The organism is Novosphingobium sp. G106, from assembly GCF_019075875.1.
GTDB lineage: Bacteria > Pseudomonadota > Alphaproteobacteria > Sphingomonadales > Sphingomonadaceae > Novosphingobium.
This window is the reverse complement of sequence record NZ_JAHOOZ010000001.1, coordinates 327,174-339,657: the sequence shown is the minus strand read 5'-3', so window position 1 is coordinate 339,657 and position 12,484 is coordinate 327,174. Positions and strand designations below refer to the sequence as shown.

At 63.6% G+C, this 12,484-nt stretch carries 11 protein-coding genes and 1 pseudogene; 8 read left to right on the top strand and 4 right to left on the bottom strand.

The genetic code is table 11. The annotated features are described in order from the left end of the window. Nucleotides 1-19 precede the first annotated feature (19 nt). Nucleotides 20-850 (top strand): conjugal transfer protein TraF, encoded by an 831-nt coding sequence (locus KRR38_RS01500; RefSeq protein ID WP_309141178.1) that lies wholly within the window; start codon nucleotides 20-22, stop codon nucleotides 848-850. Nucleotides 851-885: 35 nt separating this feature from the next. Beyond that, the gene (locus KRR38_RS01495; RefSeq protein WP_375293402.1) at nucleotides 886-1,428 is read left to right on the top strand and encodes a hypothetical protein; all 543 of its coding nucleotides are present in this window, start codon (nucleotides 886-888) and stop codon (nucleotides 1,426-1,428) included. Nucleotides 1,429-1,457: 29 nt separating this feature from the next. Here KRR38_RS01495 and KRR38_RS01490 read toward each other — a convergent pair whose 3' ends face one another. Continuing rightward, a complete protein-coding gene (locus KRR38_RS01490) occupies nucleotides 1,458-2,231 on the bottom strand; it encodes an ATP-binding protein (protein WP_254515078.1) in 774 nt (257 codons plus the stop codon). Nucleotides 2,232-2,267: 36 nt separating this feature from the next. After that, nucleotides 2,268-2,621: pseudogene (locus KRR38_RS35760) on the bottom strand (AAA family ATPase); the annotation flags it as partial. Nucleotides 2,622-2,725: 104 nt separating this feature from the next. Here KRR38_RS35760 and KRR38_RS01485 point away from each other — a divergent pair. Both KRR38_RS01485 and KRR38_RS01480 read left to right on the top strand, forming a co-directional pair. Further along, nucleotides 2,726-4,147 carry a conjugal transfer protein TraH gene (locus tag KRR38_RS01485; protein ID WP_217397943.1) on the top strand — a complete coding sequence of 474 codons (1,422 nt, stop codon included), beginning with the start codon at nucleotides 2,726-2,728 and terminating at the stop codon, nucleotides 4,145-4,147. 16 nt (nucleotides 4,148-4,163) lie between these two features. Then, nucleotides 4,164-7,886 (top strand): conjugal transfer protein TraG N-terminal domain-containing protein, encoded by a 3,723-nt coding sequence (locus tag KRR38_RS01480; protein WP_217397942.1) that lies wholly within the window; start codon nucleotides 4,164-4,166, stop codon nucleotides 7,884-7,886. 4 nt (nucleotides 7,887-7,890) lie between these two features. Here KRR38_RS01480 and KRR38_RS01475 read toward each other — a convergent pair whose 3' ends face one another. After that, entirely contained in the window at nucleotides 7,891-8,325 is a 435-nt protein-coding gene (locus KRR38_RS01475; protein WP_217397940.1) for a hypothetical protein, read from the bottom strand. A 113-nt stretch (nucleotides 8,326-8,438) separates the two neighbouring features. Then, nucleotides 8,439-9,359 carry a nucleotidyltransferase gene (locus KRR38_RS01470; protein ID WP_217397938.1) on the bottom strand — a complete coding sequence of 307 codons (921 nt, stop codon included), beginning with the start codon at nucleotides 9,357-9,359 and terminating at the stop codon, nucleotides 8,439-8,441. A gap of 175 nt (nucleotides 9,360-9,534) precedes the next feature. Here KRR38_RS01470 and KRR38_RS01465 point away from each other — a divergent pair, with 175 nt between their 5' ends. The 4 genes from KRR38_RS01465 to KRR38_RS01450 all read left to right on the top strand — a co-directional run bounded on the left by KRR38_RS01465 (nucleotide 9,535) and on the right by KRR38_RS01450 (nucleotide 12,460). Beyond that, nucleotides 9,535-9,702, top strand: coding sequence for a hypothetical protein (locus tag KRR38_RS01465; RefSeq protein ID WP_217397936.1), 168 nt, complete (start codon nucleotides 9,535-9,537; stop codon nucleotides 9,700-9,702). A 106-nt stretch (nucleotides 9,703-9,808) separates the two neighbouring features. After that, nucleotides 9,809-10,402, top strand: a complete 594-nt coding sequence (locus KRR38_RS01460) for a hypothetical protein (RefSeq protein ID WP_217397933.1) — start codon at nucleotides 9,809-9,811, stop codon at nucleotides 10,400-10,402. A gap of 284 nt (nucleotides 10,403-10,686) precedes the next feature. Next, the gene (locus tag KRR38_RS01455; protein WP_217397931.1) at nucleotides 10,687-12,252 is read left to right on the top strand and encodes a hypothetical protein; all 1,566 of its coding nucleotides are present in this window, start codon (nucleotides 10,687-10,689) and stop codon (nucleotides 12,250-12,252) included. A 7-nt stretch (nucleotides 12,253-12,259) separates the two neighbouring features. After that, entirely contained in the window at nucleotides 12,260-12,460 is a 201-nt protein-coding gene (locus KRR38_RS01450; RefSeq protein WP_217397929.1) for a hypothetical protein, read from the top strand. Nucleotides 12,461-12,484: the final 24 nt, after the last annotated feature.

Below are 12,484 nucleotides of genomic sequence, written 5' to 3'. Positions count from 1 at the left end.
CACCGTCACTCAGGCGCCGATCGCCCATGCCAAAGAGGAGAATGGCGAGCCCAAGCAGGGCTACTGGTGGTATCAAGCGCCGCCGCCCAGGGAACCGGTCCAGCCAGAGCTCGATGCCCTCGCGAAACCCGCGATCCCGCCCATGGCCGAGCTCGCGAGCTGGACGCCGCCGAAGATCCGCAAGCTGATCGAGCAGCAGCGCGACTATGCCGCAACCGTGCTCACGATCGATGCCGTCGCCGATTTCTGGCGCCTCCAGGACTTCGCGCGGCGCAAGGCCCGCGCCTTTGCCGGCGTGACCCAGCTCGCCATGCTCCAGAACCCCGAGCTCAATTCCCGCTCGGCCAATCCGATGGTCGGCGATGCGCGCGCCGAGATGACGGCCGAGAAGGACGCGCTCCGGCGGCGCTATCTGCGCAGCCGCGCCCAGGAATTCGCGCTCGTCATGTTCTCGCGTGGTGCTTGCGGCTACTGCCGCGTCCAGTGGCCGATCATCCAGCGGTTCCAGGACGAGACGGGCTGGCAAGTCACCCTTCAGGACATGGACATGAAGCCGGACCTTGGCCGCCGCTTCGGCGTCGAGGTGACGCCGACGACCATGCTTATCCGGCGGAATAGCCGGCAACGCATGGTGATCGCAACGGGCGTCGAGGCCTATCCCAACCTCGTCCAGACGGCGTACCAGGCCGTCCGCCTGCTCTCGGGCGACATCCGCCCCGAACAGTTTCTCACAGGTGCCGGCGAGGAGAATGGCTTCTTCGACGCCCTCGCCAATGGTCCGGTCTCCGCATCTGACCCTCGTTCGATCACAAGCAGATCCGAGGCAAACCTTCTTGAGGCAAAGCAGTGAAAAGCCAGGCTATCTATTTGGCTTTAGCCGTTAACTTGGCCCCTTCTACTTCTGCGCTAGCGCAGCCCGTGCCACCGCAGCAGGCCGCGCGCGCAGCCGTCCATCCCGTTGCCGACGCCGCCCAGATGAACACTTGGCTCGCCCGGGTGCCGGTGACGCGGGACTGGCCGCCAGACTTCGCAGAAACATTGCAAGGCCAGGGCCAACTCCTCGTCGTCGAGATGAGCACCGCCCCGGACTGCCTGCCCTGCGCGGACCTCTGGGCGCGACTCCGCGTTCTCGCGCGCCGCTACGGCTGGCGGCTGCGCGCGATAAACGAAAGCGAAGCCATGACCCGGTCGGGACGCCTGGGGCTGCCCTGGGTCGGACATCCGGTGGCCTGGGTTCGTCCGATCGCCGACCAGAGACGAACGATCCCGGTCGCGATCGGCACGGACCACGCCCCCAATCTCGCCCGCAACCTCTATCTGGCGGCAAAGATGCTGACGGGCGTCAAGCCGGCCGTCGGTGTGCGCGGCATGGCGAAATTCACCGGGATCGTGGGCGCTTCGCGCGAGCGCCCCACAGGAGGGCGGTGACAATGTCAGCCGCCCACCGCAACCACTCCTCAGTGCGCGAAAAGCAGCCGCCCGGCTTCCTCGAGCGGCATCACGTCGATGCCGTTGCCAGCCGGGTAGGTCTCGGCACCCGGATAGATCACGATGCGGCGCGCCGGCTGCAAATCCTCACAAGCCTGATGAAATCCCCGTGCGACTTTCGGGGCGGAGCTACGCTTGATCTCGAATGCCCAGACGGCCTCGCCCGGCAAGGTAAGAAGCAGGTCGACTTCCGCGCCGCCCGACGTGCGGTAAAAATTGACCTGGCTGCCCACGGGCGCTGCGTCGATCAGGTTCTCGATCGCGAAGCCTTCCCAGCTTCCACCTGCCACTGGATGACCCAGAACGTCGTCTCGGGTCGGCAGGCCGAGCAGCGCGTGCAGCAAGCCGCTATCCCGGATGTAGATCTTGGGGGATTTCACCAGGCGTTTTCCAACATTGCGGTGCCACGGCTCGAGCCTGCGCACGAGCAGCAGGTCGACGAGAAGATCGAGATAGCCGCCCGCAGTCTTGGAATCGACGCCGAGGCTGCGCGCCAGTTCGGAGGCATTCAGCAGTCCCGACTGGTTGTGCGCGAGCATGGTCCAGAAGCGCCGCAGGGTTTCAGCAGCGATTCGCGGCCCCAGCGCCGGAATATCCCGTTCGAGATAGGTGCGGATGAAATCCCGCCGCCACTGCATGCTCTGCGGATCCGTTGTAGCCAGATAGCTGTCTGGAAATCCGCCTCGCGTCCAAAGGCGATCGATGTTTTCGCCGCCCGTCTCAAACGCGTCGAGCGGGTTCATCTCAAGGTAACTGATCCGGCCGGCAAGGCTTTCGCCCGATTGGGCCAGAAGATCGACCGAGGCCGAGCCGAGCAAAAGGAACCGGCCGGCCTTCAGACCCTTGCGCCTTCCTCGGTCGATGAGGCCGCGCAAGTTCTGGAAAAGGCCCGGCAACCGGTGCACTTCGTCGAGAATTACGAGCTTGTCTTCGTGACTCTCGAGATAGAGTTCTGGATCGGAAAGCTTGGCGCGATCGGCATCCGATTCGAGATCGAGATAGAGCGAAGACCGGGTATCCCCGATCTCGCGCGCCAGTGTCGTCTTGCCGACCTGGCGCGGCCCCAGAAGGGCAACGGCGGGGGCCTGGTCCAACCGATCAACCAGCTCGGATCTTATTCTGCGCTCAATCATCCATGTATTTTCGGAGTTCAATTCCGAATTTGCAAGGTTATTTTCCAAAACCAGCCGCGCTTGGCGGAGCGGCTCTCTCGAAAAATCGAACGAGGAAACCCGCCATGCGTCATATCCGCTACCCCCTAGCCTTTGCCCTCGCCCTCGCCTGCCTCGGTGCAGCGACCGCGCCCGCCAGAGCCCAGGGATGGGCGGAAACCTGGTTCGACAATGTCACTTACACGAGTCCCGGCAGCTTCAGCGATCAGACCCGCGGCTATGTCACGGCAGGAGGCATGTCGGGGCGCGTCGATGTCCACAACGACTATCTGATGACGCTCGCGCTCCCCAAGGTCCGCGCCGGCTGCGGCGGCATCGACATGTTCCTGGGCGGCATGAGCTTCCTCGACCCCGACTATCTCGTCCAGAAGCTCGAAAGCATCCTGCAGGCAGCGCCCGCGGTGGCCTTCCAGTATCTTCTCGAAACGCTCGACGAGAAGATGGGAAATATCATCTCGAAGATGGAGGCGGCGACCAACTTCCTGAACTCGATCCAGGTCAACGACTGCCGCCTCGCCAACCGCATGGTCCAGATCGCCAAAGGCGACGACAATATGAGCGGGATCATTGAGGAGATGACGGGCTACAAGTCGGTCAAGGAAGGCTTCGCCAAGAGCTACCAGCAGAGCCGCGAGAAGATTGAGGCCAACCGCAACAATCCCACAGAAGATCTGAAGGACGCGCTCGAGAACTGCCCCGCCGAAGTGACCGACATCTTCCGGACGGGCTCGCTGCTAGCCCATGCCGCAAGCCGCGTCGGCGCGGCCGAATGGACCGGCGTCATGCGGGCAAGGGTCGGCGACATCTACATGCGCTGGGATCCGGCCGACAAGGTTCCGATCTTCACAGCGATTCCTGCTTGTGCCGCACAAGATACAGAAAGCGTAGATGATTTCCTGACAGGAAAGGTGCGCACACGCTCGCTTGCTGTCCCCGCGACAGGTTCAGACTGCAGCCTCGACGGCAGCGGCAAGGGCGCGCTCGTTCTCGCCCGCTCAAGGATGGAAACGATCGCGACCAAGATCCGCGGCCGTGCCGCGCTGACGGACGAGGAACGCCAGTTCGTTGCCAATGTGAAGACGCTCCCGGTCTACCGCATGCTCGAATGGGGCGTGCGCCAGGGGACGGTCGATTCGGTCATCGGGGATACCGACGAACTCGTCGCGCTAACCCTCGCCTATCAGATGCTCAACGATCTTACGCGGACTATCGACTTCGCGGTCTCGAACGCCGAGCGCGGCGCAAGCACCGCGGGCGCCGCCGATGAGACCAATATGAAGGCCTGCCAGACGCGAATCCTGACCAAGGGGCTCGAGCAGCTCAGAGGACTGCGCGACGAGGTCCTGCGCCAACGCGCGCAGATGCGCCAATCCTACATGGCGGCGATGAACCAGGCGAACCTCTCGGCAAGCTACGCAGGGCTCATCCGCCAGCGCGACCGCGACGCGCGCGATGCGGCCGGCGCCGCCGCCTACGGCAACCGCTAACCCAAGGAAACGCCCGATGTCCCGCCGCATCTTCGCGATTCTCGCGCTCGCCCTCGCTCTCATCGCCCAGCCCGCACTGGCCCTTGAGACCAGCTTTCACACTTACGATGGCTTTGCCGAAACCGTGGACGCCTTCCGGCTCGTGTCGATGATTTTCGGCGACCCGCGATACGAGACGCTCGTCCTGATCTTCGCGGTCATCGGCATCGCGCTGGGCGCAATTATTGCAAGCGTCCGCGGCCAGGGCATGGGCCTCGTCGCCTTCGGCTTCCAGATCCTCGTCGGGATAGGCCTCTTCGTTGGCCTGGTCGCGACCACGGGTACCGTTCATATCTATGATCGCGTGAGGAATGCCTACCAACCCGTTGGTGATGTTCCCAATCTTCTCATTCTGGTGGCCGGCGTGACCAACCTCACCGAGCGGGCGCTTGCCGAAATCATCGACGACAACACGCTCGATCCAAACGCCAAGCTCGAGTTCGGCGCCGGCGGTCATTCGTTCGATCTGTTCCTCAATGCCGTTTCCCCTCGCGGTCCGATGACCGACACGTTCCTCGATGCGACGATCAAGGACTACGTGCGGCAGTGTTATCCGGTCGCGCGCGTCTCGGCGGCCTACGGCATCGATGATGACAAGCTGTTTCGAACGGCGACCGACCTGCCCGCGGCTTTCGCCGCCATGGCCGGCCCCGCCACTTTCAGCACGGTCTACACGGACGCGGACAAGGGCGGGACGACCGTGAGCTGTGAGGAGGCTTGGTCGCATATCGCGACGCGCCTCAGCGAGCCTGCTCTCTTCGATTCATACAGCCGCCAAGTGTGCATGCGAACGGGCTACGACGTCACCAATGCCGCGCAGATTGCGCGCTGCCGCAGCAACCTCGGCGAGATGGGCCAGATGATGCTGGGGACGCCGCTGACGCTCCAACAGTTCCTGACCGACGTCATGCTCGGCAACACTGTGGGCGACGTTCTGTTCGAGGACAGTCCGGCTTCCGCGGCAAGGGTCATGGCCAACCGGGCGGTCATTTCGAGCGGGCTCTCGACGATGTCGACGGCCAATGAATGGATGCCAACGATCAGGGCGGCGGTCTTCGGCATCATGCTCTTCACGATCCCGATCGCGCTCCTGTTCATCCTGACGCCGATCAACATGCGCGTCGCGAGCTTCGCCATCGGCCTCTTCGTCTTCGTGAGCCTGTGGGGCGTGATCGATGCGGGCATCTATCAACTGACGCTGGGCCGAGCGACCGACATGCTGGCCGAAATCCGCGCTAACAACGTCGCGGCCAACGCCTGGATGCTCGCGCCATCTGCGGCCACAAAGGCCCTCGCGATCTTCGGCTCGTTTCGCACGGCCGCTGCGGGCCTCGCCGGTGCGTTCGTCTTCACGATCTTCCGCTTCTCCGGCAACGTCTTCTCGTCGTTCACGGGCAGCGCGCTTGGCGTCCAACAGCAGGGCGTATCGGCCGCCGCACCGCTCGCCACCCGGGAAGGCTATGCCTCGGCGCTCGAAGCCCATGCTTCGGCCGCGGGCACGATGGCACGCGCCTCCAGGTCCTCGAGCTTCGCCGATTTCGGCGAGCGCACGAATTTCGGCAGCAATCGCGCGTTCGGTGCCGCCGGCGCGGTCCTGGGCGAGCACGGCAACGCGCTTCCCGGCGGCGCGGCATTCGGCATGGGCCGCACCGATGGCGCCCGCGAACTTGGCGGCCTCTCCCCAGCCCTCAAGGGCAAGGACTTGAGCGACCCGGCGACGGTCCAGGCGGTCCGCGCCAACGCCACGACGACGGCCATCCACAATTTCGTGGAGAAAGACGCGCTACGCGAGCTCGGCACGGCCTATTTCGGGGAGGGCCAAAAGGGCGAAACTGCTTTCGCCGCATTCTCGCAGGGCCTCGTGCAGTGGAAAGCCTTCGGCGATGCGCAGGCTTATGACATGCTCCTGACCGGCGCCCAGCAGCACTACGAACGCAAAGGCTACACGCCCAAGGACGCCGTGCTCAAGGCATCAAACGTCGTCGCCCAAGCCTCGGCGGACCCGGTCTTCGCCAAGCTCATCGCCAACGCCTACGACCAGGAAGCGATGCTACGAAATGACCTCACCGGCGCCGAGATCCAGGCGGGTGCCATGGCAGGGCGGCGCGATTTTGCAGAAGGTATCGTCGCCCAGGTCGAGCGCAGCAATGTTGCGACAGAACAGGCCCACCGCATGGGGAGCAATGTCGGCCAGCGCGAGGCCGCTGGCCAGCTCGGCCTGCCGGTCAGCGAGATCGCTCGGCGCATTACCTTCATTAACGCCCTCTCGGGCGAAGCGCGCTCCAGCGCCATCAGCCAACTCTCCCGTGCCACCGGCAGAAACGAAGCCCAGGTCATGCGGGCACTCGAGACCTACAATGCCGCCGTCCAGGTCGGCACGGCCGACGGGGCGAGCGCCGAGGCGGCGCACGAGGGCACGAGCGTCTATGCCCGCACCGGGGAGGCTGCCGGTTTCGATTTTGCGGAGCGCTCGGGGAAACTCGATGCCCAGCGAGAAGTCGACCAGGCGGGCACGCGCGCCAATGCCAGAATCGGCGAGCAACGCCGGCAGGCAGAAAACGCCGGATTCGCCGACGGTGCCGCGGCTGCAGGTATGCCCGTGCGCCAGGCGGCCAATCTCGACAGCTTCATCAGGGCCCTCTCGCAAGGTGCCGGCAACCAGGAGGACATCGCCGATGGCGGGACTGCCGGCATCGCCGACAGGGCCCGAAACGAGCGGATCAGCAGAAACGTCGAAAACGAACGCCTCAGCCGCATGCAGCAGCTCCTCAAGGACAACGGCGTCACCATGTCGAAGCGCGAGATCGCCCTTGCGCAAAACGGCGACGTCAGCCTCAACGTCAGCCCCGCACAGGCCGCCCAGCTCTGGCGCGGCGGCCTCATCAACGAAAGCCAGCTCGGTGCCATCGCCAACGGCGGTACCGCAAGGTTCAGTTTCTCCGCCAATGACGTCCTCGTCTCCAGCGCCACCAGCTCGCAGCAATCCGCCCGAAGCGACACCAGCACGCGCTTCGAAGCCGGCAAGCAGGCGGGCCCCGACACGATTGAGCATTTTCTCTCGGCCGGCCCCGAAGGCCAGGCCCAGATGGCCAATTGGCTCAAAGGCGGGTTCGAGATGGACCGCAACGGCAACTGGCGCCTCAAGCCCCAGGTCGCCGACACGCTGCAGCGCGACGTCCAGGCCATCATGGCGCAGACAGGATGGCAGCGTTCGATTGAGAGGAGTGCCCAAGATCAGGTGACGATGGGAACGTCAATCGACGCCAGCATTGGAGGGGCGGTCGGTAGCTCAAGGGCATCTGGAGGTGGCGGCAGGGCTTCCTCACCGACAAAGTCGACTTCCGCTGCATCGGGGGAAGTTGGCGGGAAAATAGGGTTCACCAGCAGGGATGTTGGGATTGAGAGTGAATCGGCGCGCGCCAATTTGGACGTAATGAACTACGATGTTCGAAGTGCCATTAGCATTGCTGAGCGCGCCGCAGCACGGAGCAATAGCCCTGAATCTGCCTTCGCTAACGAGCTCGGCCGCCAAATCACCGGCGTGGGGGGGCTTAGGAACCGCTATCTGGAAGACGCGCGTGCTGGTCGTGGCACTTTCGACGCAACCGGGCCCATAACGTCAATCGATCAACGCTCGATCCTGGGAACGGGCCGCTTCTCGTTGGATCCGGAAAACGGCACCGGAGACGGAGAGAGGTGAGTAATCAGTGATCGAACAGTCGATGATTGTTGCCGGCGATGTATGATGGGCTGGCAGGGTCAGTTGTGTCGTTAAGGCGACGCGTCCATTCGCCCGCGAAATCATACGGCTGCCATTCCCACCCGAGCGTGTTCTCTGTCTCAGGATGCTCCGCCACGTAGTCCAGGGCGTCCTTCCACGCCATCATCCAACCAATAGATAGGATGAAGAGCGCGAACACAGGGTAGAACGCGATGTTGAGGAATCCGGCCAAGGTCGACGAATAGAAATCGGAGAGAGGCTCGAACAGCAAAGCTCCCAGCCCCAACGTCCAGTAGACGGCGATCGACGACCACCACAGCTTTGCGTACCACGGACGCCAGACCCAATGGGACAGGATCGGACGTTCGATCACGGGTTCGGTCTGATCAACTTCAGAAGAGATGGTCGCGTCGGTCATGGGAAAGCTTCCTGGGCCAGAATATTACCACACCTAGCAACCAACGAACAAGCTGATCCAACCATATTGGCGCCGAATGAAAGGTTCGAATTGCAGGCGGGTCGCCAATTCAGTCATGCAGTCCTCGCAGTCGCTTCCAGCGCAGAAATCCGATCCGTGCAAACTACGTGTACGATGCTGCCAAGTTCGGAAACACGCTCGCTTAGCCACGAAAGCTCCTCGACGCTGATCCGGTAGTGCTTGGAATACCTTGCCTTCACATAGGCTTCCTTCAGCTTCTCGAACATCGCGCGATCCTTGCGTGCTGTGCGCGGCCAAGCGTCAACGAGGCGGATGTCGATGCGCTCGGCCTGGGTACGTAGAAATGCCAAATTGTGATTATGTGGTGAGTAAAACGTGCAGACTAAAAGCACACAGTGATACAGGCGCTCCGCCGCCTGATGCAGGGAGAACGCGGCCTCCTTCGGCCTTCGACGTTGAACGAAAAACTCGGCGCCCTCTTTCATCGCGGCGGCTCCTGGAAACCACTCGTCGAAGTATTCCTTCGCCATCACGAGGTTGGCCTCCGGCGTTTTCGGCTTCGGCTCCGCTAACGGCTTTTCATCCGCTTCAAACAGGGCAATCCCGTCGCGCGCGATGTCCATAAAGAAGAACCGGCCGTGGGCCAGGGCATCGTTGACCTGCTGCAATGAGTGAACGACGAAATTGACCGGCGTGCGAAGGTGCCCAGCCAGCTTTTCCTCGATCAGGCGCTCGTCCGCCTTCGTCCAATGTGTTGCCCTTTCCGTTAGCTCCTTCTGATTGACGATCACCAGCACATCAAAGTCCGACACGTAGCCTTTCGAGGTGTGAGGCTCGTCCACCCAGCCGCCGCGGGCGTGGCTTCCATAAAGCACGACCTTCACGATCCGCCCTCTGGTACGCCGCCCTTTGGCATTTTCCTGTGCCGCCGAGAATTCCTCGAAGAGCACTTGAATCACGTGCTCAAGCTCGCGCTGCTTTTCGGGAGGCAGATGGTCGAGATCGGTTCGCATTTGTGGCATTCCTATTGGAGGGTTGCGTCGATGAACAGCCCGAACCGATCCGGCTTGGCGGCAAGCCTCCCCAGCAAGAGATCAGCGGCAAATTTATTCGACGACGATGCCTTCACCTACCCCCTTCCCTTTCGCCACTCAATCGAAGGCAAAGAGGTCGAACCGGAAGAAGGAAGTGGACGCGAAGATCGAAGGTGCACTCGCGCAATTCGACCTCAACCTCCGCACTTCGGCAGGCGGCTGGGGACAGATCCTCGAAACCGTCTACGACGGGGCGATCGAGGAGTTGGAGGCGCTGAACGCCACTTTCGCGCAGGCGTTTACGCTGATAGCCGACGATTGAGCTTCCGTCGCTGCCGAGGTCCGGATACGTCCCGGCTCCCGGCTCCCGGCTCCCGGCTCCCGGCTCCCGCGGACATGCATCCAACCCTCAGCGCAAGGTCAACATCATGGACAGGTTCCTCGGATTGGGTTCGAACGCCTGGCTCGCGATCGTGGGCGGCGTCTACGCCGGGGCGACGCTGCTCCTGGCATTGTGGACCAACACGGCCTCGCGGCGGGCGGTCCAAGCGGCGCGCGAGGTCGCGCACGACCAGATCGTCGCCTCCGGCGAGAGCGTGTCGGCTCAGATCGCTGCCGCCGCGCAGGCCCTGGATCGCCAGCTCGAGGCGGTCCGCGACGCCGCGGTGATACAGGCCCGCGCGACCTCTGTGTCCAACAACCGGCAGGCCTGGATCAATTCGCTGCGCGACGAGGTGACGGGCTTTCTCACCGACGCGCACATGATTGACGTCGTGCGCGACGAGATGCCAATCTCCACCGAACGCGGCGCTGAGCAGTTCCGGGCGGCCCGCGCGCTGACCGCCCACGTCTTCAAGGTCAAGCTGCTGATCAACCCGACCGAGGGCGAGAGCACCGCGCTCGTGGAAATGCTGCAGGCCGCGCAGACCGAGGGCCTGAGTGAGGCTCGCCGCGAGAAGATCGTGGCCCACACGCAGGCCATCCTAAAAAAGGAGTGGGAACGGGTGAAGTCCGGCGAGTGAAGCCGGCGCGGCGAGCCTTTCGTATCGGCCAGGGCAACTTGACCGAATCGCGCGGACACTCATTTCAAACCACACTGCGGCATCCTTTCGGTCCGCAGCCGTTTGCCGAATACCATCTTTCACGACGGCGCCCCGTCCGGATTCACCGCTCTCTAGGAAATTGGCTCGACAACTGCGGCGCGAAGCGGCCAGAACCGCTTCGAACGGGGGAATGAATGAACGGATTAGGAGAGCGTTGGGTTCGATTTCTTCGACTTTACGGACCGACGCCGAAGAACGAGAACATGTACGACGAGCACATCCAACGCTCCGCAAGGCGCCTGGGCGTGCGTCCGATCACGTTCCCCCACCCCATCGAAGGCGAGGTGCACAAGGTCCTGGCGGCGGATGCGGACCGCGCCAGGTCGGTGATCCTGACGGGCACCGCGGGGGACGGGAAAAGCCGGCTCTGCGCACACGCCTGGACACTGATCGGCGGCGACGAGGAGGTCTGGGCGGCGGACGAGGTCTACTACGAGACGGTGGCCAACGTCGCCGGACGACAGCGCACGGTAGGAGTGATCCGCGACCTTACCAAGTTGCGCGGTGGCTCCTTCGGATCCTACGCGAGCCGTGGGGAGCTGCTGCTGGAGATCAGCCGCGCGATGTTCTCGTCGGATCCGGACCGCATCTTCCTCGTCGCCGCCAATGACGGGCAGCTGATGGAGACGTGGCGCCGCCTGGAGGACGCCGACGGAATCCGAGCGCACCGGGTGCTCGAGAACCTACTGGTTGGCGAGCCCGATCCAGCAGCCGCCGGACTGGCGTTCTTCAACCTGAGCGTGATCCCCGGGGCCGACATCCTCGACCTGGCCCTGGAGACCATCCTTTCCCACGAGGGATGGAAAGCCGCCTACGAGGACGCGACTGAGTTCGGCTTTTTCGGCCCGGAGTGTCCGATCCGCCGGAATTACGAGACGCTCGGCCAGCCGCTGTTCCGCACCCGTCTGCGCGAACTTGTCGAGCTGCTCGACCACAGCGGACTGCACGTTCCCATCCGCCGCGTGCTCCTGCTCCTCGCCAACATCCTGCTGGGCCACCCCGGGGCAAGAGACAGGCTCCTGGTCCCCGCGGACGTCCCGACCATGATCGCCGAAGGCACCGCGCACCGGTCCGACATCTATGACAACGCCTTTGGCGAGAACTTGACGCCTGCTCGCAGGGACGGGCTTGAGATTATGGAATTCCTCTCGCGTTTCGGAATCGGCGGCGAGACTACCAACCGCATCGACAACATCCTACTTTTCGGATCCGAGGACGATGTCCTCCATGACTACTTCCAGCTCCTCGTTGAACAGGACGCATCTCCTCGGCGGCTGGCCGAGCTCCGGACCGCCCGCGCGGCCTACCTCGAATCGCCGGACGCAGAAGCCGACGGCGGCCACCCGTTCCTCGCCACCCTTGCCTCGCAAAGGCGCGCCATGTTCTTCCGAATTCCAGACAAGATGACGGAGGAGATGAGCCCCTGGAGCCTGAGCGTCTTCTCGCGGGCCGGGGAGTACCTCCGGGAGCTCGTCGAACCGCTCCGCAGAGAAAGTCGCGTGCCGAGGCGAATCCTGTCGGGACTCGTCAACGGTTTGAACCGCGTCTTCACCGGTATGCTCGTGACCACCGAGCGCGAGCTGCTGCTAGCGACCAACCTCTCATACACCGGCGCCGGCGTGAGCCAGCTGCTGGAGGAGCGCCTTTCGGTGGCGCCGAAGCGCCACGAGCGAGTCGACATCGTCCTGGAGGGCGACCAAGCGGTCCTCGTCGTCCAGCTCGACCAGGACGTCAGGTGTAGGCTCCCCCCTGAACCTAGTCCGCTATGAATTCCTGATGCGCGTCGCATCCGGCGCGCTCCCCGGAAGCTTCTCGCGCGAGTGCCATGAGGACATCCTCGCCTTCAAAAGCGCGATCCTGTCGGCGCTGGAGCGCGTGCGGCCGCCCGAGGAGCTGGGCGACCTCGTCTTCAAGCTCCTCACCCTGAACGCGGCGGGCGAGCCCGCCGACGAGGTCATCGAGGTGCTCGATGCTTGACGCGCTCCCTTCGCCGCCCGTCCA